This window comes from Phyllobacterium sp. A18/5-2, assembly GCF_025452215.1.
Classification (GTDB): domain Bacteria; phylum Pseudomonadota; class Alphaproteobacteria; order Rhizobiales; family Rhizobiaceae; genus Phyllobacterium; species Phyllobacterium sophorae.
Genome location: NZ_CP104968.1, coordinates 253,188 through 279,433 on the forward strand (window position 1 = coordinate 253,188; position 26,246 = coordinate 279,433).

The 26,246-nt window shown below is 57.8% G+C and carries 14 protein-coding genes and 6 pseudogenes; 17 read left to right on the plus strand and 3 right to left on the minus strand.

Features of this window, described 5'->3' with window-relative positions; genetic code table 11:
* The first annotated feature begins 115 nt into the window (after positions 1–115).
* From N8E89_RS27635 to N8E89_RS27660, 6 genes are all read left to right on the plus strand, one after another.
* Complete coding sequence (locus N8E89_RS27635) at positions 116–1,024, plus strand: LysR family transcriptional regulator (protein WP_262263698.1); 909 nt, start codon at positions 116–118, stop codon at positions 1,022–1,024.
* A gap of 205 nt (positions 1,025–1,229) precedes the next feature.
* Entirely contained in the window at positions 1,230–2,174 is a 945-nt protein-coding gene (locus N8E89_RS27640) for an ABC transporter permease (RefSeq protein WP_262263699.1), read from the plus strand.
* Positions 2,171–2,989, plus strand: coding sequence for an ABC transporter permease (locus tag N8E89_RS27645; RefSeq protein WP_262263700.1), 819 nt, complete (start codon positions 2,171–2,173; stop codon positions 2,987–2,989). The genes N8E89_RS27640 and N8E89_RS27645 overlap by 4 nt, the downstream gene beginning before the upstream one ends.
* The gene (locus N8E89_RS27650) at positions 2,986–4,620 is read left to right on the plus strand and encodes an ABC transporter ATP-binding protein (protein ID WP_262263701.1); all 1,635 of its coding nucleotides are present in this window, start codon (positions 2,986–2,988) and stop codon (positions 4,618–4,620) included. Before N8E89_RS27645 ends, N8E89_RS27650 begins: the two co-directional genes overlap by 4 nt.
* 41 nt (positions 4,621–4,661) lie before the next feature.
* Positions 4,662–6,206 (plus strand): ABC transporter substrate-binding protein, encoded by a 1,545-nt coding sequence (locus N8E89_RS27655; RefSeq protein WP_262263702.1) that lies wholly within the window; start codon positions 4,662–4,664, stop codon positions 6,204–6,206.
* A 64-nt stretch (positions 6,207–6,270) separates the two neighbouring features.
* Positions 6,271–7,710, plus strand: coding sequence for a M20 family metallopeptidase (locus N8E89_RS27660; RefSeq protein WP_262263709.1), 1,440 nt, complete (start codon positions 6,271–6,273; stop codon positions 7,708–7,710).
* 9 nt (positions 7,711–7,719) lie between these two features.
* Here N8E89_RS27660 and N8E89_RS27665 read toward each other — a convergent pair.
* Positions 7,720–8,641: pseudogene (locus N8E89_RS27665) on the minus strand (helix-turn-helix domain-containing protein).
* Positions 8,642–8,727: 86 nt separating this feature from the next.
* Between N8E89_RS27665 and N8E89_RS27670 the strand changes: the two are divergent.
* The 5 genes and pseudogenes from N8E89_RS27670 to N8E89_RS27690 all read left to right on the plus strand — a co-directional run bounded on the left by N8E89_RS27670 (position 8,728) and on the right by N8E89_RS27690 (position 14,943).
* Complete coding sequence (locus tag N8E89_RS27670) at positions 8,728–10,008, plus strand: ABC transporter substrate-binding protein (RefSeq protein ID WP_262263375.1); 1,281 nt, start codon at positions 8,728–8,730, stop codon at positions 10,006–10,008.
* A gap of 67 nt (positions 10,009–10,075) precedes the next feature.
* Positions 10,076–10,940, plus strand: a pseudogene (locus N8E89_RS27675) (carbohydrate ABC transporter permease).
* Positions 10,937–11,773 carry a carbohydrate ABC transporter permease gene (locus tag N8E89_RS27680; protein WP_262263376.1) on the plus strand — a complete coding sequence of 279 codons (837 nt, stop codon included), beginning with the start codon at positions 10,937–10,939 and terminating at the stop codon, positions 11,771–11,773. The pseudogene N8E89_RS27675 and the gene N8E89_RS27680 overlap by 4 nt, the downstream one beginning before the upstream one ends.
* A 14-nt stretch (positions 11,774–11,787) precedes the next feature.
* Positions 11,788–12,876, plus strand: coding sequence for an ABC transporter ATP-binding protein (locus N8E89_RS27685; protein ID WP_262263377.1), 1,089 nt, complete (start codon positions 11,788–11,790; stop codon positions 12,874–12,876).
* 60 nt (positions 12,877–12,936) lie between these two features.
* Positions 12,937–14,943, plus strand: a complete 2,007-nt coding sequence (locus tag N8E89_RS27690; protein WP_262263378.1) for an aldo/keto reductase — start codon at positions 12,937–12,939, stop codon at positions 14,941–14,943.
* A gap of 17 nt (positions 14,944–14,960) precedes the next feature.
* Here N8E89_RS27690 and N8E89_RS27695 read toward each other — a convergent pair whose 3' ends face one another.
* Positions 14,961–15,833, minus strand: a complete 873-nt coding sequence (locus N8E89_RS27695) for an AraC family transcriptional regulator (protein ID WP_262263379.1) — start codon at positions 15,831–15,833, stop codon at positions 14,961–14,963.
* A gap of 242 nt (positions 15,834–16,075) precedes the next feature.
* Between N8E89_RS27695 and N8E89_RS27700 the strand changes: the two genes are divergently transcribed.
* From N8E89_RS27700 to N8E89_RS27725, 6 genes and pseudogenes are all read left to right on the plus strand, one after another.
* The gene (locus N8E89_RS27700) at positions 16,076–17,548 is read left to right on the plus strand and encodes an alpha-glucosidase/alpha-galactosidase (protein ID WP_262263380.1); all 1,473 of its coding nucleotides are present in this window, start codon (positions 16,076–16,078) and stop codon (positions 17,546–17,548) included.
* A 120-nt stretch (positions 17,549–17,668) separates the two neighbouring features.
* Positions 17,669–19,743: pseudogene (locus N8E89_RS27705) on the plus strand (ABC transporter substrate-binding protein).
* A gap of 102 nt (positions 19,744–19,845) precedes the next feature.
* Entirely contained in the window at positions 19,846–20,856 is a 1,011-nt protein-coding gene (locus N8E89_RS27710; protein WP_262263381.1) for an ABC transporter permease, read from the plus strand.
* Positions 20,856–21,984 (plus strand): annotated as a pseudogene (locus tag N8E89_RS27715) (ABC transporter permease). Before N8E89_RS27710 ends, N8E89_RS27715 begins: the two are co-directional and overlap by 1 nt.
* 11 nt (positions 21,985–21,995) lie before the next feature.
* Positions 21,996–23,666 (plus strand): annotated as a pseudogene (locus N8E89_RS27720) (ABC transporter ATP-binding protein).
* A gap of 17 nt (positions 23,667–23,683) precedes the next feature.
* A pseudogene (locus N8E89_RS27725) lies at positions 23,684–25,043 on the plus strand (alpha-glucosidase/alpha-galactosidase).
* A gap of 116 nt (positions 25,044–25,159) precedes the next feature.
* Here N8E89_RS27725 and N8E89_RS27730 read toward each other — a convergent pair.
* Entirely contained in the window at positions 25,160–26,242 is a 1,083-nt protein-coding gene (locus tag N8E89_RS27730; RefSeq protein ID WP_262263382.1) for an alcohol dehydrogenase family protein, read from the minus strand.
* Positions 26,243–26,246 lie beyond the last annotated feature (4 nt).

Genomic DNA, 26,246 nt, shown 5'->3' on the forward strand with positions numbered 1-26,246 from the left:
CGATTTGAGCTTCCGCAAAATCCTTTGCAAAAATCGATTTCGATTCCCGAGGTAATGCGCTAGCTCTCAGAAGCTGCAGTGGATGATCGAAATTCAATCATCAAAAAGGAAACCCATGAATTTCAGACAACTCGAAGTTCTCCGGACCCTGCTCGTCACCGGCTCGACGACGGCAACGGCACGGGCGATGGGTCTCAGCCAGTCAGGTGTCAGCCGCCTGCTGCAGCAGCTTGAATCCGATTTGTCGCTGCAATTGTTCGCGCGGGACAAGGGCCGGCTCATTCCAACGCCGGAAGCGGAAAAACTGGCCTATGATGCCGATCTTGTCCTCGCCAGCATCGATCGTTTCAGCAACCTCGCACAGGACCTGCGCAGCGGGGCGGTCGGTCCGGAATCCGTGCGTATCGCCTTGCCTCACAGCCTTGCCGACCATCTGACGCCGGCACTGCTCGCCGACTTCGACAAGGCTTTTCCGCGGGTGCGCATCGAGACTTTTTTCGACACCTCCATGCGCATTACCCGCCTGGTGGAGCAGCGAACAGTCGATTTCGGCTTCCTGCGTTACGAGGGTCAGCAAAGCGCCGGGGTTGAACTGGACAAGATTGCGAGCGGACGCAAAGTCTGTGTCATTCCCAAATGGCACGCCCTGGCGGACCTCGCAACGATCACGCCAAAGGATTTGCGTGGCGTTCCCCTGATCCTTATCGGTCGCAACCGGCCAAACCGCATGAAACTGGATGAAGTTTTCCGGCGTGCGGGCGTACCGCAGAATGTGAAGATCGAAACGCACAGCAACAATTCAGCCTTTGCCTTTGCGGCACATGGTCTTGGTGTTGCGATCATCAGCAGCTTCTTTGCCAATCTCAGCAAGGACCCTGAAGTGGTCGTCCGGCCCTTTGACCCGCCCCTGACACAGGAGTTCGGTCTCGCCAAGGCTGCTGGTGTTCCGCTCTCCATTGCAGCGGATGCTTTGATCAAGCGTTTGAAACAAATGCTGATTTCCATGGAACACGATACCGTCTGACGGATAAGGGCAGGCGCGAGACGCGGGCGCGGGATGCCACTCCCTGCGCCGCTCGTCAGAACCTCCGCGCATACTCCTATGACGTTTACTCATAATATTGCGCGATCTTCTCACATATGCTCATAGATAGGGCTCAAACAGGCCAAGCGGCGGCGCTGCTCACGACAATGAGGTGCGCCGTTCAAAAGAGCAGATTGGGAACCCGGTGTTAAAATTCATTCTCAGCAGAATGCTGATGGCCGTGCCGACAATCGTCATCGTGGCAATCACGGTTTTCACACTCATCCGGCTCATACCAGGTGATCCGGCAGCGCTGATGCTCGGTGACCTGGCGGAGCCGCAGCAGGTTGCGGCGCTGCGCTCGTCATTGGGTCTCGATCAGAGTATCCCGGTCCAGTTCATGATCTGGGCCGGCAATCTGTTTTCAGGCGATTTCGGCAAGTCGATCGTCACGGGCGAGCCCGTCCTTCATCTCGTGCTGTCGCGGTTCGCAATCAGCGCCCAGATCGTCGTGCTTGCAGTTTTTATCGCCAGCCTTGTTGCCGTACCCGCCGGCGTCATTGCTGCCTGGAAGCAGAACAGCCTGACCGATCTTGCCCTTGTCGGTACGGCGACCGTGCTTCTCTCCATTCCAACCTTCTGGCTCGGCCTGCTGCTATTGCTGTTTTTCGGTTTGAAGCTCGGCTGGGTACCTGTCCTTGGCTATGTTTCGGTGACAACCGACTGGAAAGCCGGGCTTATCTATATGGCGCTGCCGGTCGCGACGCTGTTCATCCATGAAATGGGTGTGCTCATTCGCATGGCGCGCGCCTCCACGCTCGAAGTGCTGCGGCTCGACTATATCACCCATGCCCGCGCCAAGGGGCTTTCCGAACAGGCGGTCCTGTGGCGTCACGCCTTCAAGAACGCATTTGGTCCCACCTGGACGATGATCGGCCTGATCCTCGGCAATCTGCTCGGCGGCATCGCGGTCATCGAGACCGTGTTCTCTATCCCCGGCCTTGGCAGGCTTCTCGTCGACAGCATCTTTCAGCGGGACTACCCGGTTATTCAAGGCTGCCTGCTGCTTGTCGCTTTCGCCTATGTACTGGTCAATCTGATGGTCGACCTTCTTTATCCACTCTTCGATCCGCGAGTGGCAGCAGAATGAACCGCCTCACATTCAACGGTGTCATTGGCGGCACCATCATCGCCCTGCTGTTCGTGGTCGCGGCCACCGGCCTGTTCTGGACGCCGTTCGACCCGATGACGCTAAGCTTCACAGCCAGGCTCGCGCCGCCGAGCGGATTGCATCTGCTGGGAACCGACGAGTTCGGCCGCGACGTTTTGAGCCGTATCATGGTGGGCGCCAGGGCCAGCGTATGGATCGGCGTGGCCACGGTATCCTTTGCCGTCGTCGCCGGCACATTGATCGGCCTGCTCAGCGGCTATTCCCGAGGCTGGATCGACAGCGTCATCATGGCGTTCAACAATGCGCTGCTTGCCTTCCCCGGCATTCTCCTGGCGCTTGGCCTTCTCGCAGTTTTCGGTGCAAACCAGTATGGCATCATCCTCGCACTGGGCATCGCCTACACGCCCTCCATGGCACGCATCGTGCGTGGTGCCGTGCTGTCGCTGCGCGAAAAGGAATTCATCGAAGCGTCGAAAATCATGGGCAACAGCGAATTCTACACGATGTTCCGCCATGTCCTGCCCAACTGCCTCGCGCCGATCACCGTGCTTGGCACATCCATGTTCGGCTGGGCGATCCTGTCGGAAAGCGCCCTGAGTTTCCTTGGCCTTGGCGTACCACCTCCTGCGCCGACATGGGGCAATATGCTCGCCGCGGGCCGGCCGTTCATCGAGCAGGCAGCCTGGCTGGGCTTCTTTCCCGGCCTCTGCATTGCCTTGACCCTCCTCGGCATCAACCTGCTTGGCGATGCGCTGCGTGACAAGCTCGATCCCCGCATGAAAGGTCTGAAATGAGCGATCAGAAGCAGCAGCTCCTCAGCGTTCGCGATCTTTCGCTCAGCGTCGCCCATAGCGGAACGCCTGTCGTCAAGAACGTCAGCTTCGACGTCGCACCGGGTGAAATCGTCGGGATCGTCGGTGAATCCGGTTCGGGCAAGACGCTGGCGACGCGCGCCATCATTGCCCTCATTCCCCCCGGCATCCGTCATGCGGGCGGCTCCATATTCTACAAGGGAAACGATGTCCTCAAGGCCAAGGATGGAGCGCTGCGTCAATTGCGTGGTGGCGAAATCGGTGTGGTCTTCCAGGAACCGATGACATCGCTCAACCCCTCGATGACAATTGGCCGCCAGCTCGAAGAAGGACTTGTCCTCCACACGAAGCAGGGCCCTGCCGAGCGCCGGGAGAACATTCTTCGCATGTTGACCCGTGTCGGCCTCAAGGACCCTGCTGGCGCGCTGGCCGCCTATCCGCATGAGTTTTCGGGCGGCATGCGGCAGCGGATCATGCTGGCGTCGGTCATGCTTTTGAAGCCAGCCTTGCTGATCGCGGATGAACCAACCACCGCGCTTGACGCGGTAATCCAGCGCGATGTGATGGAGTTGATGGTGGAACTGACCCGCGCCGAGGGCACTGCGGTTCTGCTGATCAGTCACGACCTGCCCATGGTTGCCCGCTATACCAACCGCTTCGTCGTGATGGAACGCGGCGTTGTCGTCGAGCAGGGTACGACAGGGGAAATCCTCACCAGGCCCGCACATCCCTATACGCGCAAGCTCCTGTCTTCCCTGCCTTTCCGCGGCGATGTGCGTTGCATCGACAAGGTGAAGGCGCCGATGATCTCGGCACGGGATATCATCGTCGATTATCCCGGACGCAAGAGCCTGTTCAAGAAGGGCTTGGCCAAGCGGGCATTGCATGGCGTCAGTGTCGATATCCACGTCGGCGAAGTGGTCGCTCTGGTTGGCGGCTCGGGCTCCGGCAAAACGACGCTTGGGCGCACAATCGCCGGGCTGGTGCAGGAAAGCAGCGGTGAAATTCTCTTCCAGGGCAAGAGCCGCAGGAGCGACTGGTTCGACTATCGCATGAACTGCCAGATGGTGTTCCAGGATCCCTATTCCTCGCTTGATCCGCGCATGACTATCTTCGCGCTCGTGGAGGAAGCCTTGCGGCTTGTTCCTGATCTCACCGCCACGGAAAAGAAGAAGCGCGCGCTCGATACACTCGAAGAAGTGGGGCTCGGCGGTAATTTTGCCGATCGCTACCCGCATCAGTTGTCCGGAGGCCAGCGCCAGCGTGTGGCAATCGCCCGCGCGATCGCCCGCCGGCCCAAATTCCTGATTGCCGACGAGCCGGTCTCCGCCCTCGACGTCACCGTGCGGGCACAAGTGCTGGAGCTCTTTTCGAACCTGCAGCAGCGTTACGGTTTCTCGTGCCTATTCATCAGCCATGATCTTGGCGTGGTCGAACAGGTCGCCGACCGGGTGATTGTCATGCAGGACGGCCGGATCGTTGAACAGGGTGATCGCGACACGATCTTCGACAATCCGAAGAATGCCTATACGCGCAAACTGCTCTCGGCGATTCCGGCGCTCGATCTCAACGGCAGCGGCGGCGTCGCGCTGAAATGGCGTCTCGACGCCTGAGACGACGAAATTCCGAACAACCAAAGAAGAAGAGTGGAACCATGAAAAAAATACTTCTCGCAGGAACGATCGTCATGACGGCATTCGGTATTGCCGAAGCGCGTGAGATCAATGTCGCGCAAAGCTCGGATATCCGCAACAATGTGCCTGGCGTCAACCGTGACGGCAATACGGACTCCGTGATCTTTCATCTCGTCGAAGGTCTCGTGGGCTACACCGAAAACGGCGATGTAAAGCCGCTCCTCGCCGAGTCCGTAGCCGTCTCTGAAGACGGGCTCACTTACACATTCAAGCTGCGCGACAACGTCAAATTCCACAATGGCGGTGCATTGACCGCTGAAGATGTGGTCTGGAACTGGAACCGCTATATGGCGGAAGACACCAAATGGACCTGCCGTGCCGATTTTGACGGCAGCCGGGCTGTGAAGGTGACCGGTATTGAAGCAACCGATGTCCGCACGCTGACCATGAAGATCACTGCACCTTCCGCGGTTTTCCTGGGCCTCATGGCTCGTCCGGAATGCGGCTATACCGGCATTATCAGTCCGAAATCCATCGCGGCGGATGGCACCTTCATCGCCCCCATTGGCACCGGCCCCTTTAAATGGGGTGAGTGGAAACGCGGGGAGTACGTCCGCTTGACCAGGTTTGACGACTATGTGTCGCCGCCCAATGATGGCAAGCCCGACGGCATGGTGGGATCCAAGCGGCCACTGGTGGACGGCGTCAAGTTTTCCGCGATTCCGGATGCATCGACCGTCAAGGCCGGCCTTCAGTCCGGTGCGCTCGACGCTGCCGAAGTGTCGGCGGACCTGGTGGCCGAATTCAAGGACAATGCGGCCGTTCAGCTGATCATGCAGCGCAACAATGGCAAAAATCTTCTCTACATCCAGACCCGGGATCCGGTCCTGAGCAAGCCCGGCGTGCGCCGCGCCATGGCTGAAGCGCTCGACCTCGACCAGCTTGTCGCGGCAGTGTCGAACGGAACCGGTGCTGCGAATCCCTCGATGGTTTCAATGGACTCCATCTACTACTCGGACGTCCAGAAGAAAAAGATCACCACGGACCTTGAAAAGGCCAAGGAAGACCTGGCTGAATCCGGCTACAACGGCGAGCCGATCACAATCATCGCCAACAAGCGCGGCAATGTACCAAGCTATCCGGCCGCTGTGGTTGCCCAAGCAATGATGCAGCAGGTCGGCCTCAACGTGCAGATCGAGGTTCTCGATTACGCAACACAGGTGGATCGCCGCCGCAGCGGCAAGTACCAGGTGATCTCCCAGTCGGTTACCCCTCGCCTCGACCCGGCGCTGATGTATAGCTTCTACGTCGGCAACAAGGACAAGAATGCCTCGCTGATGTGGGACAATCCGAAGGCGATCGAGCTGATGGAATCCGCCTACAAGGAAACCGACCAGAGCAAGCGCCAGGCGATCTTCGACCAGTTTCACGAATTGATGCTCGAAGATGTGCCCGGCATCTTCCTGTACGACCTCATCGACATCTGGGGCGCATCGAAGAAGCTGCATGGCACGCCCGTGTGGCAATCGAATGTACGCGTTTGGGAAGTTTCTCTCGACGATTAACCGGCAAGCATTCCTCCCGGGCCGAGCAAGCCCGGGAGAACCATGCCCAAGAAGGAAAAAAATGATGCATATCAAGCCATCCGTTGCAGCCATCGCTGCGGCCGTCGACCGGCTGCAGCCCGAATTTGCTGCGATGAGCGACGCGATCTGGGACTATGCGGAGCTGAGTTTTGCCGAGCACCAATCCGCGAAGACACAGATTTCAATGCTGGAACACCATGGCTTTGGCATTCAACGCAACGTCGCGGATATTGAGACTGCCTTTATCGGCGAGGCCGGCAGCGGCAAGCCGGTCATTGCCTTCCTGGGTGAATTCGACGCCCTGGCTGGCCTTAGCCAGCAAGCCGGGATCGCCCAGGAAGCACCGGTAACTCCAGGTGCAACCGGCCATGGCTGCGGACACAATCTGCTCGGGACTGGTTCGATGCTGGCGGCCGTGGCGCTTGCCGCCCACCTCAAGGCCAACAATCTCCCAGGCACCATTCGCTACTACGGCTGTCCGGGCGAAGAAGGCGGATCAGGCAAGACATTCATGGCCCGCGCAGGCGCCTTCGACGACGTCGATACGGCTCTGACCTGGCATCCAGCGCCGTTCAATGGCGTGCGCTCAACCAATAATCTCGCGGTTCTTGAAATCTACTACCGCTTCAAGGGAATCGCCGCCCATGCCTCCAACGGCGCGCATCTCGGCCGCAGCGCGCTTGATGCACTTGAACTGATGAATGTTGGCGTCAATTTCCTGCGGGAGCACATGCCGCAGGATTGCCGTGTGCACTATGCAATCACCGATGCGGGAGGCAAGGCGGCAAATGTCGTGCAATCGCGTACGGAAGCACTCTACCTAGTACGCGCGCCGGAAATGCCGACAGCGCTGGAACTCGCAAGCCGCGTCGATCGCATCGCCAAGGGCGCTGCAATGATGACCGATACGCAAGTCGAGATTGTCTTCGACCGCGCCGCCACCAACCTTCTGCCGAATATTGCACTCGAAAGCGCGATCCACGCCAATATGCTGCAACTTGGGCCCGTACCGTTCGATGAGGCGGATATCGCCTTCGCAAAGCAGATCCAGGATACGCTGACCCAGGAAGCCATCAAGAGCAGCGTGAAACTTTACCAGGTCAAATCCGACGTCTTCCTCAACAGCAAGGCGGATGGATCAACGCCGCTGCATCTGGGCCTGCGTGACTTCGAAGGTGAACCGCATTTCCGTGCCGGATCGACCGATGTCGGCGATGTGAGCTGGGTCACACCAACAGCGCAGTGCTGGGCGCCGGCATGGGCCATCGGCACTGCGCCGCACACATGGCAAGTGGTTGCGCAGGGTAAGAGCCCGGCAGCGCACAAGTCCTTTGCCCACGCGGCAAAATCACTGGCCGCGACAGGTCTCGATCTCATCCTCAATCCCGAACTTTTGGCAAGCGCAAAGGCCGAGTGGCTAGAGAAAACCGAAGGCCGGCCCTACCAGTGCCCCATTCCGCCACATGTCGGGCCCAAACTATGATGGTAATTCCTAGAGGGAAATGGTTGACGTTCGACCCGGCTGCAGCACATTGCGCATGTCGCGACGGAAGTCGGATGGCGACATGCCGGCAATATTGCGAAATGACTTGTTGAAAGCGCTGAGCGAACCAAATCCGCTGTCCATGGCCACCTGAAGCACATTGACTTCGTCTTTGAGCAGCATTGCCTGGGCATAGGAGAGGCGCAGCAGACTCACATAGCTGTTGAGTGTCATGCCGGTTGATTTCTTGAAAACGCTCATTGCATATTTGGGATGCAGATTGGCCGATAGCGATATGTCTGCCGAATCGATCTCCTGCAAGAAGTTGGCCGCGATGAAATCGCACATGCGGGCAACCGCGCGCGACGATTGCTGGCTTGACTGATCGATGGAGGGCGTGTCCCTGTTTTCGGGGACCATGTGAAACGGCTCGAAACACACACGTTCGATGCGAAGCAGCAACTCGCTCACCGCATGCTCGACCTTGGCCGGATCACCGGAGCGGACGTAACGGAACCATCGCGCAAAATTTTCGGCGTCTGCCACGTCGGTGGCCGAGGTTACCAATGTCTGTCCCTGCATCAGGCGGCTCGGCACCGTCTCCGGCAAACGCATGCGGAAGAAATGGACGAGCGGCAGATGCGCCCCGGCATAGATCGAGATCGTCGGAAGAATCGTCCATCTGATGCGGCTGGCCTCCCCAGAACAGGCACATATCTCCAGCGTTCAGGCGAATTGCGTGGTCGTTCATGCGATAATGAACGGAGCCGCGGACGATATAATTGACTTCCACCTGGGCATGCCAATGCGGCATGGCCATCACCGGCGGGTGGTTATGAAACATCTGCAAGGCAGTTGGCATCCCCTCGACGCTGCTTGCACCCGGCTGGTAAATCGGCCTTTCACCCATCTTACTTTCCGCCCATTTCATGTTCCCTTTGTAGGAGACAGACGCTCCCTTGTGGTTAGTCTAGCCACGTTCGCAAAGAACGAGCAATTGAAAAGGGAGGATTTTCAATGCGCTTTATATCTCTTGGCGCGACAGCGCTCGCGGTAACACTGGGCTTGAGCTCCTTACCGGCGTTTGCCCAATCGGGCGAACTGACCATCTGGAGCTGGAATGTCGCTGCTTCATCGCTGAAGTCGACCCTGGAAGGTTTCAACAAACAGTTTCCCGATATCAAGGTCAACGTAATCGATCTTGGCAATCACCAGGTTTTCGACAAGACGCTCGCGGCTTGCGCAGCGGGTGGGGATGGCCTGCCTGACATCGTCACCATCGAGAACTTCGAAGCTGAAATATTCTGGAATCGTTTCCCCGAATGCTTCGCCAATCTCAAGGATCTCGGATATACGCCCGAAATTCAGGCCAAATTTCCCGAATTCAAGCGTACCGAGCTGGAAGTCGGGGATGTTGCCTATGCAATGCCATGGGATTCCGGCCCGGTCGCCGTTTTCTACCGCCGTGACTTCTATGAGAAAGCCGGCGCTGATCCGGCAACGATCAAGACTTGGGACGATTTCATTGCCGCAGGCAAGAAAATCGCTTCGGCCAATCCGGGTGTCGTCATGGCGCAAGCCGATTTCAATGGCGACAGTGAATGGTTCCGCATGATTTCCAACGAGCAGGGATGCGGATACTTCGCCACCGATGGCCAGTCGATCACCATCAACCAGCCCGCATGCGCTGCAGCGCTGGAAAAGATAAAACAGATGAAGGATGCCGGCACGCTGACGGCCGCCATCTGGGATGAGAAAATACAGTCCAATACGGCAGGAACCGTTGCAAGCCAGCTTTATGGCGGCTGGTACGAAGGCTCCATCCGCTCCAATTCGCCCAAGCTTGAAGGCAAATGGGGCGTCTATCTCATGCCAAGCCTCACCGCCGACGGCCCGCATGCGGCCAATCTCGGCGGATCCTCGCTCGCCATCAGCAACGGCTCCCAGAACAAGGAAGCTGCCTGGACCTACCTCAACTATGCGCTTGGCACGAACGAGGGACAGATTGCCATGCTCAAGAGCTTCGGCCTGGTGCCGTCCCTGCTCGGCGCGGTCAAGGACCCGTTTGTTTTGGAGCCGCAACCCTATTGGGGCGGACAAGCCGTATGGTCGGAAATCCTCGGAACCTTGCCAAAGATCGTTCCGAGCCGCGGTACGGCATTTCAGAGTGACGCCGACGAAACTTACAAGGCGACACAAACGAAATATTTCGCGGGCGGCTACCCCGACGCCAAAGCCGCTCTGGATGACGCTGCCAACCAGATCGCATCGGCCACTGGCCTTCCCATTGCCGAATGACCTCAAACCGGACACGCGACAGGGCGTGTCCGGTTTACCTGGCCTTTCGCACTGAGGAGAACAACTGATGCAATCGTCGCGCAACCGGGCCGCCTACGGGTTTCTTGCCCCCTATCTGTTGATCTTTGCCGTCTTCTGGATTTGGCCGATCATCAGTTCATTTATGATGTCGTTTCAAAATACGCGCATCAACCCGTGGACCTTCAGCCCCGGCACGAACTGGGGGCGGCTGTTCTCGGATCCGGCTTTCTACAATGCGCTGAAGAACACGATGATCATCCTGGTCATTCAGGTGCCGGTGATGATTACGCTTGCAACGATCATGGCGGTGCTGCTCAATTCCCCGCTGCTGAAGGCAAAGGGCCTGTTCCGCTTCGCCTTTTTCGCGCCAGTCGTTGTGGGCGAAGTCGCCTACGCCGCGGTGTTCCGGCTCATGTTCAATCTCGATTTCGGCATCGTCAACAAGCTGTTGAATGCCACCGGCATCCCGTCCGTCTCATGGTTTGCCGAAGCCCCGGCGGCAATGGCGCTGCTGATCATCGCCGTGACCTGGCGCTGGGCCGGATACAACGCCATCATCATACTCGCCGGACTTCAGTCAATCCCCGATGACGTTTACGAGGCCGCAACACTCGACCGCGTCAGCAAGTTGAAGCAGTTCATCTACATTACATTGCCGTTGCTCAGGCCCATCATTCTCTTTTGTGTCGTGCTGTCGATCATCGGTTCCATGCAGCTCTTCACCGAGCCGTTCCTGATCACCAATCGCGGTGGTCCCGGCGGTGGAACGGAAACGCTTGGCCTCTTCCTCTACCGGCAAGGTTTTGCGTCTGCTCAACTTCGGCTATGCCTCCGCCATTGCCTATACGATGGCGGCGCTGGCGATTGCAATTTCACTTCTCAATCTCTGGGTGGGGCGCGAACCGAAATGAAATCGAAATCGAGATCAACATTCATCCGTTCGCTGTCATTGCATGCCGTGCTTATTCCGCTGGCGATCATCTGGCTGTTTCCGCTCTGGATGATGTTCGTGTTTGCGACAATGCCCGACTACGGCATTTTCAGCCCGCACATCGAACTGCTGCCCTCGACCTATTTCGTCGAGAATCTCGGCAACCTTCAGGCGGATACCGACTTCATACGCGCACTGATGATCTCCCTTAGCGCCGCGATGATCTACACGTTCCTGTCGGTCCTGCTCACAGCGATGGCCGGCTGGGCACTCGCACGCTACCGGTTCTTCGGCAAATCTCTGGTGGTCGGCATCATTCTCGGCACCATCACCCTGCCCTATTTTGTCGTGGTCATCCCACAGTTCATCATGGTGGCGCGTGAATTCAGACTGGCCAATACCTGGGTTGCGCTCATCGTGCCGCCATTGTTCAACTCGCTCGGCGTATTGTTCATGCGGCAAGCCTTTTCGATGATGCCGTCAGAGCTGTTTGATGCCGCGCGCGTCGAAGGTGTCAAGGAATGGCAGATCTTCCTGCGCATTGCGCTGCCGCTGGCCCGGCCGACCATGGCTGCACTGGCGATCATCCTCTTTCTCCACTCCTGGAACAACTATCTCTGGCCGCTGCTGATCAATTCGCGGCCCGGCATGATGACGGCACCAGTCGCGCTCGGAACGCTGATCGGTCTGACCAAGGTTTCCTGGGGCGGCATCATGGCAGGGGCGGTATTGCTCACCGCGCCGATCCTTGTCGTCTTCATCCTCTTGCAGCGCCACTTCATTGCCGGCATCGCCGCCGGCGCGATCAAATAACCGGAGAACGCCGCATGGCTGAACTTTCGCTCAAGGGTGTCGTCAAGCGTTACGGCTCCTATGAAATCATCCGCAACGCCAGTCTCGATGTCGCCGATGGCGAGTTCGTGGTGTTTGTCGGTCCATCCGGCTGCGGCAAGTCCACATTGCTGCGCATGATCGCCGGCCTTGAACATATAACCGACGGAGAAATCCGCATTGGCAGCACTGTCGTCAATGATGTCGAGCCGGCGGACCGCGGCATCGCCATGGTATTCCAATCCTACGCGCTCTATCCGCACATGACCGTCGAAGAGAACCTGGCCTTTGGCCTGCGCATGACCGGCAACCCCAAGGCCGATACGCAGCGCCGTGTCCAACGCGTCGCCGACATTCTGCAGATCAGGGAATTGATGAAACGCCGCCCCAAGCAGCTTTCCGGCGGCCAGCGTCAGCGCGTCGCCATTGGGCGCGCCATCGTGCGTGAACCGCAAGTTTTCCTGTTCGACGAGCCGCTTTCAAATCTCGACGCGGAACTGCGCGTGCAGATGCGGGTCGAAATTTCCCGGCTGCACAAGGAACTGGGGACGACCATGATCTATGTGACGCACGACCAGACCGAGGCCATGACCCTGGCCGACAAGATCGTCGTGCTGCGTGGCGGCAATATCGAGCAGATCGGTGCACCACTCGACCTGTACGACAATCCGGCCAATCAGTTTGTCGCCGGTTTCGTCGGTTCGCCCAAGATGAACTTCATGAGCGCGGAAATTATCGAGGCAACGGACCACAGCGTTACGATCACGCTTTTGAACCAGGGCAACGTCCGGGTCACCCTGCCGGTCGAGAGGCCTCGCGGCGGTAGCGGCGAGCGCGTGACGCTTGGCATTCGGCCGGAGCATTTCGTCAAGGCTGGTCAAGGCGATGCCGACCTCACCATCAAGGTCGATGTCGCCGAACATCTCGGCAATACCAGCTACATCTACGCGAACGTTGCGGGTGGTGAACAGGTCATCATCGAACGCGAAGAATCCCGCAATGAAACCAACCGCGACCTGCTCACCGTCGCCATCAGATCGAGCCACGCCTTCCTGTTCGACAACGATGGCAACCGGCTGCGGTAATCAGCATCCAGTTCGGCCACCCTCCCAGTGGACGAGAACCAATCCAAAGAGGACATATCCATGACCGAAACGACATCGATCCGCTGGGGCATCATTGGCCCCGGCACCATCGCCCGGACTTTTGCCGATGGCATTGCCCATTCCCGGACCGGCAAGCTGGTTGCCATTGCTTCGCGCAATCCGGACCGGCCCGGACTTGCCGATCATTTTCCAGACGCTCGCATCGTCAGTGGCTATGAGGCTCTGCTGGACGATCCGGAAGTGGATGCCATCTACATCGCGACACCGCATACGGCTCACGCCGAGTGGGCTATCAAGGCGCTCCGCGCCGGCAAGCATGTCCTCGTCGAAAAGCCAATCGGCCTCAGCGCCTTTGCTGCGGAAGCCATCTTTCATGAGGCGAAAAAAGCGGGCAGGTTCGCCGGCGAGGCCTTCATGTACCGCGTTCATCCGCAGACCGTCAAACTGGTCGAGTTGATCAAGGGCGGTGTCATTGGCGATATCCGTATCATCCGGTCGAGCTTTGGCTTCAACATGGGCAGCGTCAAGCCCGACCACCGGCTCTTTTCCAATGAAACCGCGGGCGGCGGCATTCTCGATGTCGGCGGTTATCCCGTGTCCATGGCGCGGCTTATAGCTGGCAGTGTCGACGGAAAGCCCTTTCTTGAGCCAGAATTCGTGTCGGGGGCAGGTCATCTCGGTCAAACGGGTGTGGACGAGTGGGCTTCAGCTGTCCTCAAATTTCCGAATGGCATCGTCGCCGAAGTATCCTGCTCGATCATGGCCGATCAGGATAACACGCTTCGCATCATCGGCTCGCAAGGACGGATCGAGGTCAAGGATTTCTGGTTTGCATCCGGCCACAAAGGGGGCGTGGGCAAGCTGGAACTGTTCGGTTCCGGTGGAAAGCATGAAACAATCGAAGTCGAGGAAAGCCGATGGCTCTATTCCTTCGAAGTCGATGCTGCGGGCGAGGCCATCCGCGAAGGACGGCAGGAGTTTGCCGCCCCCGGCATGAGTTGGGCTGACTCCACCGGCAATCTGCGCGTGCTCGACCAGTGGCGGGCCGCGATAGGGCTCGAATATACGGTTGAAAAAGCGGCGTTTCGCACCAGAACGATTTCAGGAGACACGCTCAAGCCGGGCAATGCCATTCCAAAGAGAAGCATTCCCGGCCTTGCAACATCCGCCTCTGTTGTCGCGCTGGGCTTTGAGTTTTTCCCGAATTTCGCGGCGGCCGCGTTGACCCTTGATTCCTTTTACGAGGCAGGCGGCAATCTGTTCGACACCGCTTACATTTACGCTGGAGGAAAGACGGAGGAGATATTCGGCGATTGGCACACCAGCCGCAATGTTCCGCGCGAGGAGCTCGTCCTCATCGGCAAAGGTGCCCATTCGCCGCTTTGCTATCCGGATGTGATTGGCAAGCAATTGTCCCGGTCGCTTGACCGGCTCAAGACCGACTACGTGGACCTTTATTTCATGCACCGCGACAATACCGACATTCCGGTCGGTGAATTTGTTGACGCCATCGATGCCGAAGTCAGGGCCGGCCGCATCCGGGGACCATTTGGTGGTTCGAACTGGACGCGCGAACGTATGGATGAGGCAATCGCCTATGCTGAAAAAACCGGAAAAACGGCACCGGGTGCACTATCGAATAATTTTTCGCTGGCCGAAATGCTCGATCCGATCTGGGCTGGCTGTGTGGCAGCGTCGGATGACCGGTGGAAGGCATGGCTCAACAGCGGCCAGATACCGAACTTCGCCTGGTCAAGCCAGGGCCGCGGGTTTTTCACGCACCGTGCTGGCCGCGACAAGCGGGACGATGAAGAACTGGTGCGCGTCTGGTATTCGGAGAAGAATTTCGGGCGGCGTGACAGGGCGATTGAACTCGCCACGAAACTTGGCCGCAATCCAATTCACATCGCGCTTGCCTATGTCCTTGCCCAGCCTTTCCCTGTCATTCCGCTCATCGGGCCGCGCACGCTGGGTGAACTCGAAGACAGTCTGTCGGCTCTCGATATCAAACTCACCCCAGATCAGGTGAAATGGCTGGAAGGTTAGAGCATTCGCATAGCGGATCAGTCCGGCCGCGGATTATCGTCCGGGCTGGTCCGGTTTTTGACGCTGGCATACATGCCCGTGGTACGAAACTCGGTCGGGCTGGCACCGTAGACGCGCCTGAATACTTTTGAAAAATAATTGGCGTCGTCAAAGCCGGTCATGATTGCGACCTCCTTGACCGGCAGAAACGCGGCGTTGGTCAAAAGCTTGGTTGCTCTTTGCATCCGCTTCTGCAGAACGAATTCGGCGGGCGGCAGCCCCTCGCTCTCCGCAAAGACCCGTGAAAAATGTGCGCGGCTCAAACCCGAGACGCCCGCCAGTTCGTCAACGGGAAGCGGTTTGTCGAGGTTGGCACTGATATGGTCGATAACCGGCTGCATGGCTGTCCGCTCATGTTGTGCGACAGGGTGAGAACCGAACACTCCATCGTAGAGTGCCATGGCGGCCTCATAGGCGATGGAAGAAGCCCGTCCGGCGGTTTCCGCATTCTCGATCAGCCGCAAACTGCAATCGGCAAGATGTTCTATGGTCTCTGCCGGCAATCTCAGAACTGGCCCTTGAGCCGCAAGGACGGAGCGATGAATACGCAACGCTTCTTCGCCGTTCATAGAAATCCAGAAATATTCCCAGTGACCGCCCTGCGGCAGCCAATAGCGATGATTGTGCGGCACCAGAACCAGCAGAGTTTCACCCTCGCGCACTTTGTAGTTGCGATTTTCATAACGCAGATTGCCTGCGCCGCTGATCGTGTGCTGCAACACCGTAAAGGGCGTCTGGCCGCGCTTGCGCCCATCCCAGTCATATGGCTCATCGTGGCGGACCTCATAACCCGTACTGGTGGGCATTGTATGCAGCGAATGACGCCCGCGCGGCAGTGAAACGGTCTTCATGACTGGTCCGGAAGCAACTAATTTCTGCAGCACAAAATTACCCTCAAAAGCATAATCCCTCTCTATTCGCTCAGGGGAATATACGCATAATACCGGCAAAGAACAGCAAATGAACTGTCAGCGAGAAGTGTCAACGGAGGGGAAGACAGGAGAATCCTGATCTTTCGAATGGCTTGGCGTTACGACGTCCAGGGGCGTGCCTTTCTCACTGCTTCCGGCGGTTCCAGATGATCGAGGTCAGCATGAGCAGTTTCAAGATCGCCATCATTGGCGCAGGCAGCGTGGGTTTCACAAAGAAGCTGTTCACCGACATTCTGTGCGTGCCCGAGTTCCAGGATATCGAATTCGCCTTGACCGACCTGAGCGAACATAACCTCAAGATGATCAAGGCCATCCTGGATCGCATCGTCGAGGCAAACAAGCTGCCGACGCGGGTTACCGCGACGACAAACCGGCGCAAGGCGATCGAAGGCGCGCACTACATCATCAGCTGCGTGCGGGTGGGCGGACTTGAAGCCTATGCCGACGATATCCGCATCCCTTTGAAATACGGCATCGACCAATGCGTGGGTGACACGATATGTGCCGGCGGGATCCTCTACGGGCAGCGCAATATCCCCGTCATCCTCGACTTCTGCAAGGATATCCGCGAAGTGGCGGAACCTGGCGCGAGGTTGCTCAATTATGCCAATCCCATGGCCATGAATACCTGGGCTGCCATTGAATACGGCAAAGTCGAAACGGTTGGCCTCTGCCACGGCGTCCAGCACGGTGCAGAGCAGATCGCCGATATTCTCGGCGCACAGTCGAAGGAGGAACTCGACTACATCTGTTCCGGCATCAATCATCAGACATGGTTTATCGATCTGCGGCTGCGCGGCCGCAGAATTGGCAAGGATGAACTTGTCGCGGCATTCGAGGCCCACCCCGTCTATTCCCGGCAGGAAAAGCTGCGCATCGATGTACTGAAGCGTTTCGGCGTCTATTCCACCGAGAGCAACGGCCACCTTTCGGAATATCTTCCCTGGTACCGCAAGCGGCCGGAAGAAATCACCAAATGGATCGACATGTCCGACTGGATCCATGGCGAGACGGGCGGCTATCTGCGCTACTCGACCGAAACACGCAACTGGTTTGAAACCGAATTTCCGCAGTTTCTTGAAGCTGCCGCCAAGCCCATCGACCCGGCCCGCCGCTCCAACGAACATGCAAGCCATATTCTGGAGGCGCTCGAAACGGGACGGATCTATCGCGGCCACTTCAACACGAAGAACACTGGCATCATCACCAATCTGCCCGCCGATGCGATCATTGAATCGCCGGGCTTTGTCGACCGTTTCGGTATCAATATGGTCTCCGGTATCACGCTGCCGGAAGCGTGCGCCGCAACCTGCATTTCATCCATCAATGTGCAGCGCATGGCGGTGCACGCCGCAGTCAAGGGCGATATTGATCTCCTTAAACTCGCCGTCCTGCATGATCCGCTGGTTGGCGCGGTGTGCACACCGGAGGAAGTCTGGCAGATGGTCGATGAGATGATTGTCGCCCAGGCACAGTGGCTGCCACAATATGCGCACGCAATCGACGGTGCAAAGGAGCGCCTGCGCCACAAGACCGTCGCGACGCGCGAATGGAAGGGCGTAGCCAGCCGTTCAGTGCGTTCCATTGAAGAATTGAGAGCAGAAAAGGCGGCCGTGAAACAGGCGGCGGGCTAGAACCGCCAGTCTGTTTTCCCCGTCTTGGAGGAGACGCGCCGGAATGCAGAGAAGCGGCGGCAAATGCTGCCGGGAGGAGTGGTCCGGTGAAAACCGGCCAGAAGCACAGAGGGAGAGACGATGAGCCATTTTCGCTATTGGAGCAAATTAGCCGTTGGCGTGTCGATGCTGGCCTTTCCGGCCCTTGCATCAGAGCCCACCGTTCCGCCAGAGCCAGCGGAATTCAAGGCGCAGGCCCCTATCACCTATGTTCCGCGCGATTCAATTCTCGAATTCAAGAGTCTTCCCGAGTACCACGAGCCGGAATGGGTGACAGAGAAATTTGTCAAAACGGGCGGGCTTCCGCCCGTCAAAGACCGCCTGCCCAAGGAGCCCCTGGTCTTCAAGACCGGAAACATGCCCGACGGAATCGGGGTTTATGGCGACACACTTCGTCATGTCATTGGCGGGCGTCCCGAAGGCTGGAACTACAGTGCCGGTCAATCCCAGGGCTGGGGCGGTATCGACATCGCCATGTCGGAATGCCTTACCCGCACTGCTCCACTTTTCCAGGTGGAGGCCAAGGATATAGAGCCGTTGCCGAACCTTGCGAAGGCTTGGGAGTGGTCGGCGGATGGCCATAAACTTACGATGCATCTTATCGAAGGTGCGAAATGGTCCGATGGAGATGCATTCGATGCCGATGACGTCATGTTCTTCTGGCAAGACAATGTTCTCGATTCGAATGTTTCACCGTTGAATGGAGCAACACACGAGAGTTTTGGCCCAGGGACGACACTCACGAAAATCGATGCCTACACTGTTGAGTGGACTTTCATAGAGGCTTTTCCCCGTCAGTATCTCTACGCCATGGCCTATGGCACGTTCTGCCCCGGGCCTTCGCACATCCTGAAGACAAAACATCCCAAATATGCGCAAACAACCTACGACCAGTACAAGAACGGCTTCCCGCCAGAATATATGAATATTCCGGTCATGGGCGCCTGGGTTCCCGTGGAATACCGGCCCGATGACATTATCGTGCTGCGCCGCAATCCTTACTACTGGAAGGTGGACGAAGACGGCAATCAGCTGCCTTACATCAACGAACTGCACTACAAATTGTCCACCTGGGCCGATCGCGATGTGCAGGCCGTGGCCGGTTCGGGCGATTTTTCCAACCTCGAGCAGCCAGAAAATTTCGTGGAATCCCTCAAGCGCGCCGCCCAGGACAATGCTCCGGCCCGTCTGGCGTTCGGTCCTCGCCTCATCGGCTACAATCTCTACATGAATTTTTCCGGCAATGGCTGGGGCCAGCCTGACGCACGCGGCCAGGCCATTCGCGAGCTCAATCGTAATGAGCACTTCCGCAAGGCGGTGACAATGGCGATCGACAGGAAGCGGCTTTCGGGTCACTGGTCAAGGGACCGTTCACGGCGATCTATCCGGGCGGCATTTCCTCTGGCACAAGCTTCTACGACCGGCAATCCACGGTCTACTATCCGTTCGACCTGGAAGGTGCCAAGGCGGAACTTGCAAACGCGGGACTGAAGGATACGGACGGCAACGGCATTGTGAATTTCCCGGCTGACAAGGCGGGCGGAAAGGATGTCGAGATCACGCTTCTCGTCAACAATGGCTACAACACCGACAAAAACCTTGCCGAAGGGGTCATTGGCCAGCTGGAAAAACTTGGTCTGCGCGTCATCATCAATGCCCTCGACAGCAATCAGCGCGATGCCGCAAATTATGGCGGGCGTTTCGACTGGATGATCATGCGCCATCATGCGGAACTTGCATCGGTCGTGCAGAATACGGAACAGCTGGCACCAACCGGCCCGCGCACCAGCTGGCACCACCGCGCACCTGAGGGAGGCCAGCTCGACCTGATGCCCTTCGAACAGCAACTGGTCGACGTGGTGAACAAGTTCATTTCAAGCCAGGACAAGGACGAACGTGCCGAACTGATGAAGCAGTACCAGAAGATTTACACTGCCAATGTCAACACGGTTGGCCTGACCGAATATTCCGGCGCGCTGATCATCAACAAGCGTTTTTCCAATATACCATCCGGCGCTCCGATCTTCATGTTCAACTGGGCGGAAGATACGATCATTCGCGAGCGTGTATTCGCCAAGGCCGACAAACAGGGTGATTATGAATTGTTCCCCGAACAGCTGCCGGGAAAGCCGGGCGGCGATGGTCCTATGAACTGAGCCTCCCAAGCTCTGACTTTCCGGCCGCACGCTGGTGCGGCCGGAGGGTGCCGCGATTGCGTTAGTTTTGAACCAGGCAAACACAGAGAAGTGAACCGGCCCATGTTACGATTCCTGCTTGTGCGTATTGCATCTGCCATTCCAGTGCTGTTCGTCCTGAGTGTAGTGACCTTCGCCATCATCCAGGCGCCCCCTGGCGACTATTCCGATTACATCCGCTCGCAATTGATCAATCAGGGCGGTGCTTCCTTCGAGGCTGCCGACGCCCAGGCACAGGCCTATCGTGTCGCCAATGGCCTCGACAAGCCCCTGCCCGTCCAGTACGTCAATTGGGTCGTCGGCATGGTGACACGCGGCGATTTCGGCCACAGCCTTTTTTACAACAAACCGGTGGCCGACGTGGTCGGCGAGCGGCTGCCGCGCACCCTGCTGCTGGCACTTACCTGTCACATCCTGGCGTCAGTTATCGGCATCAGCTTTGGAATATTGGCGGCAACACGGCAATATTCCTGGGTCGACAGCCTGTTGTCGGGAATATCGTTTCTCGGCATGACGGTGCCGCGCTTTCTGATGGCACTGATCATCGTCTACATACTTGTGTTTCATTTCAACGTCTCGGAGATCGGTAGTTTCCATTCGGCACGTTACGGCGGCGCTCCGTGGTCATGGGGCAAATTCGTCGATCTTGCCCAGCACGTCTGGCCGGTTGTCGCCATCGCCACATTTGGCGGGCTTGCCTACAATATGCGCGTGATGCGCGGCAATCTGCTCGATACGCTCAATGCCCAGTATGTCGAAACCGCCCGCGCCAAGGGCCTGAGCGAGGGTGCGGTTATCATGCGGCACGCTGTTCCCAACGCGATGCATCCGTTGATCATGTATCAGGGCGTGGTCTTGCCCTACATGCTGACCGGTGAGATCGAGACTGCCATTATCTTTGCCCTGCCGACCGTTGGTCCAGCCATCGTCGGATCAATGTGGGTGGGCGATGTCTATGTCACCGCAACCTTCATGCTCGTGCTTTCAGCGACATTGATCGTGGGCAATATCATTGCCGACCTGCTTCTCGCCTTGATGGATCCGCGCGTCCGGCAATATGGGGAGGCAAGCTGATGCAGATGCACGTCCAATCCCGCGCACATGTGGCGGAAGTCATTGATAACCAACGCGGCAATGAGAGCTACATCGCGCTTGTGTGGCGGCGCTTGAAGCGATCCTGGACAGGCATGACCGGTCTCGTTCTTGTCTGCCTCCTGCTCGTCATGGCAATCTTCGCCGGCTTTTTTCGCACCAGTTGATCCAAAGCAGACCGATATCGGATTTGCACCACCGGAAGCCGTCCGCTTCTTTGACAAGGACGGCAATTTTGCATTGCCCCCCCGGACCTATCCCATAGCAGAAACCGAAGAGCTGGACCCGGTTACATTCCAGCCAATCGTCGGACCCGACTATGACAATCCCCGCTTGCTTGGATTTTTTGTACGAGGCTTCGAATACCGGCTCTTCGGCATTATTCCATCAGACCGTCATTTCTTCGGCACGCTTGATGGAAAGCCGGTGCATTTCCTCGGGACGGACAAATTCGGACGTGATGTCCTGTCCCGTGCCGTTTATGGCTCACGCATCTCGCTGATGATTGCGCTGATCGTGGTGTTTATCGTCACCGTGGTCGGTACAACCGTGGGTCTGGTCTCCGGCTATTTCGGCGGGCGGTTCGATTCGTGGACCCAGCGCTTCGTTGAGCTGGTTCTGGCATTCCCGCAATTGCCACTCTATCTCGCCTTGAGCTCGCTTATTCCTGTGACCGCACCGACGAATGTCTTCCTTGCCTTCGTCATTATCGTCATGTCGGCGCTCGGCTGGGCACAGATGTCGCGCGAAGTACGCGGCAAGACGCTGGCCCTTGCACGGATCGAATATGTCCGTGCCGCCATGGCCGTGGGCGCTACCGACCGGCGCATCATCTTCCAGCATATTTTCCCCAACGTGCTGAGCCATGTGATCGTTGCCGTCACGCTCGCCATCCCGCACGTGGTGCTTCTGGAATCCTTTCTTGGCTTTCTCGGATTTGCCGTCAAACCGCCGCTGATTTCCTGGGGACTGATGCTGCAGGATACCGCTACCTACTCGGTCATCGGTTCCTATCCGTGGATACTCACCCCCGTTGCCTTCGTGCTCCTCACCGTCTTTGCGTTCAACGCGCTCGGTGATGGTTTGCGCGATGCCGTTGACCCTTATTGAGGCTTGAAGCGATGCAGATTTCCGATCTCAGAACGATTGCTCCAGGTCAACGGCAAGACCACGCGGCACACAGCGGCGCGCCGATCATCAGCGCCAGCAATATCGCTGTAAAGTTCAAGGTCGAAGGTGGAATCGTCGATGCCGTCAAAGACGTTTCCTTTCAGCTCTATCGAGGCGAAACCATTGCCATTGTCGGCGAGGTCTGGGTCCGGCAAATCCGTAACTGCCCGCACGATCATGGGTCTTCTGACAAAGCGGGCCGTAGTCTCCGGGACGGCGAAGATCGACTATGACGGCAAGAACGTGTTGAAATTCTCGGATCGCGAACGGCGCAAACTGCGTGGTGACCGCATGTCCATGATTTTTCAGGAACCGATGAGTTCCCTCAATCCGATCTATACGGTCGGCAGTCAGATCGTCGAGGCCATTCGCGTGCATCGTCGCGTCAGCCGGCGCGAGGCGCAAAAGCGTGCGCTCGAGCTGCTGGTACAGGTGCAAATTCCTGATCCGGATCCCGGCTCAACCAGTATCCGCACCAGCTCTCAGGAGGTCAGCGCCAGCGCGTAATGATTGCCATGGCGCTCGCCAACAATCCTGACGTACTTATCGCCGATGAGCCGACGACAGCACTGGATGTCACAGTCCAGGCCCAGATTCTCAACCTCATCCGGGATTTGCAGAAGCGGCTCGGAATGGCGGTGATCCTCATCACCCATGATCTAACTGTCGTCCGGCAGTTTTCCGACTATGTCTATGTCATGCAGAACGGCGAAGTGCGGGAACACAATACGACGGCAGCGCTTTTTGAAAACCCGCGTCACCCCTACACCCGTCATCTGCTCGGTTCGGAGCCGACGGGACAAGCCAATCCGATGCCGGCAAATTGCGAGGCTATTCTGGAAGGCAAGGCAGTAAGGGTTTCCTATATGTTGAAGCGCGGCGGCTTCTTCAAGCCGCAGCTGCACGAACTTGTAGCCGTCGACAGCCTCAATCTGAAACTTCACCGGCACGAAACGTTGGGCATCGTCGGTGAATCCGGCTCGGGCAAAACGACATTCGGTCAGGCACTTGTCCGGCTCATCAACACCGACAGCGGTGAGATCTATTTCGATCGCCAGCCGATCCATAGGAAAACCCGGGAGGAGATGCGCCCGCTGCGATCGCGCATGCAAATCGTGTTCCAGGATCCTTTTGCCTCACTCAATCCGCGCATGTCCGTGGGGCAGATTATCGAGGAAGGGCTAATCATCAACAGGATTGGCCAGAACCGTGCAGAGCGCCTTGAACGTGTGCAGGAGGCTTTGACCTGCGCAGGCATGCCTCACAATATTCTCTCGCGCTTTCCCCATGAATTCTCCGGCGGCCAACGCCAACGCATCGCCATTGCCCGCGCTATTGTGCTTGAGCCGGAATTCATCCTTCTCGACGAGCCGACATCGGCGCTCGATCTGTCGGTCCAGGCCCAGATCATCGACCTGTTGCGCAAGCTGCAGGACGACTGCGGCCTCAGTTACCTGTTCATTTCCCACGATCTGAAAGTAGTCCGTGCCCTCTGCCATCGCGTGATGGTGATGCAACACGGCAAGATCGTCGAAGAGGGCCCCGTTGACGAAGTCCTCTCCCAACCCAAGACCGCCTACACCGAACGGCTCGTCAAAGCCGCATTCGAGGTAGCCGCATAATCCTCCCGGAGACTGCCATGCCAAGACAACAACCCAAAATTACCTTCATCGGAGCCGGATCGACGGTCTTCATGAAAAACATCATCGGCGATGTGCTGCAGCGCCCCGCTTTGTCGGGCGCAACGATCGCGCTGATGGACATCAACCCGCAGCGCCTTGCGGAAAGCGAAATAGTTGCGGGCAAGCTTGCTCGGACGCTTGACGCCAACGCGGCCATAGAAACCTATTCCGACCAGCGCCGGGCTCTCCAGGATGCCGACTTCGTCGTTGTTGCATTCCAGATCGGCGGCTACGAACCTTGTACGGTCACCGATTTCGAGGTCCCAAAGAAGTATGGCTTGCGCCAGACCATTGCTGATACGCTCGGTGTCGGTGGCATAATGCGAGGCCTGCGTACGGTTCCGCATCTATGGAAAATCTGCGAGGATATGCTCGCCGTCTGCCCTCGGGCCATTCTCTTGCAATATGTGAATCCGATGGCGATCAACACCTGGGCGATTGCGGAAAAATACCCGGCCATCCGGCAGGTTGGCCTGTGCCATTCGGTTCAGGGAACCGCCGGCGAGCTCGCTCGCGATCTCGACATTCCCATTGCGGAGATTCGCTATCGCGCGGCCGGCATCAACCATATGGCGTTCTACCTGCAATTCGAGCACCAGCTGCCGGACGGCAGTTATCGCAATCTTTATCCGGATCTGGTGCGCGGTTATCGCGAGGGCCGTTTGCCAAAGCCCAGCGACTGGAATCAACGCTGCCCCAACAAGGTGCGGTATGAGATGCTGACGAGGCTCGGCTATTTCGTAACGGAAAGCTCCGAGCATTTTGCCGAATACACGCCCTATTTCATCAAGGATGGCCGTGATGATTTGATTGAAAAAGTTCGGTATTCCGCTGGATGAATACCCAAAGCGCTGCATCGAGCAGATTGAACGCTGGAAGGATCAGGCGGAGAGCTTTGCGAAGGCCGACACGATCGAGGTGAATGAGAGTCACGAATATGCATCATCCATCATGCATTCGGTGTGGACCGGCGAACCGTCCGTGATTTACGGCAATATACGCAATAATGGCTGCATCACCTCTCTGCCTGCCGATTGCGCGGTGGAAGTGCCGTGCCTTGTCGACGCATCGGGCATCCAACCAACCTTCGTTGGTCCGCTGCCGCCGCAACTAACCGCTTTGATCCGGACCAATGTCAACGTGCAGGAACTGACCGTTCAAGCCCTGATGACAGAAAACCGTGATCATATCTATCATGCCGCCATGATGGACCCGCATACTGCGGCAGAGCTCGATCTCGACCAGATATGGTCGCTTGTCGATGACCTTCTCGCCTCTCACGGCGAATGGCTGCCCGCCTGGGCAAGGGCAAAATAACTCAAACAGCGGTGTCATTGTCGCCATGGCGCCGCTCTCTCGCCTTGACCCGACAGGCCGGGCTCAACCGCCGGGGCGGTGATCGTCGCCTTTTGTCTTGCCGCGCCGATCAAGGCTCAGTATTGAGAATCGGGCACCACAACCAGCTTGCCGACAAAGTTTTTTGCCATGAAATCGGTCTGCGCTTTATGGAACTCGGACAGCCGGTAGACACCACCGACAAGCGGCTTGATCTTGCCTTCCTCAATATAGCGGACTATGCGGCGGAAATCGCCTCGCGTCCCCTGTGAAGAGCCATGCAGGGCGAGCTGCTTGAGGTACATCGTGCGCAGGTCGAGTTGCACAACCGGTCCGCCAATCGCACCAGCCGTGGTATAACGGCCCTCGGCGCGCAGGATACGCAACAGATCATTGAATATCGCACCACCTACAAGATCGGCAACGACATCGATCGGCCTGCCGCCTGTGGCACTATTGACGGCCGCGACAAGATCTTGCGTTCCGCGGGTGATTACCGCCTCGGCGCCAATATCCTTGAGCGCCTGTTCCTTGCCGGGGCCAACGATCGCGTATGGAATAGCCCCGCGCGCCCTGGCCAGCTGAACAATACCGGATCCGACGCCGCCAGACGCGCCAGTTACAAGTATTCGCTCACCGGTCTTAAGACCAGCGCGCTCCAGCATCTGTTCGCCCGTAAGGTACGCACAACAGAACGTGGCAAGCTCGACATCGCTCATCGCGGTGTCGACAAAGTGGGCGTTTTCCGCAGGGACCGTGACGTACTCTGCATAGCCGCCATCGCGGCCATGCCCGATGTAGTCGATATCGGCCAAACTGTCGTCGTCGCGATTATAGATCGAGAAGTCTACCATCACGCGTTGGCCGATGCGCTCTTGCGGCACGCCGTCACCAACCGCAGCGATGTTGCCGACGATGTCCGTACCCTGGATCCGCGGAAAGGTGAGTGTCGGTTCCTGCCGGCGCCAGGTGGAAACTGCACCTGCATCTTCCTCGGTGCCATAGGCGCCTTCGCGCACCCAGACATCGGTATTATTCATGCCGCAGGCCGTGATCGCTATCGACACTTCACCGGCTGCCGGTGCCGGGACGAGGACGTCTTGGCTGTAGACGAGCTTGTCGAGACCGCCGTGGCCAACGAGTTGAACCGCGGCCATGGTCTTTGGAAACTTCTCATGCATCGTC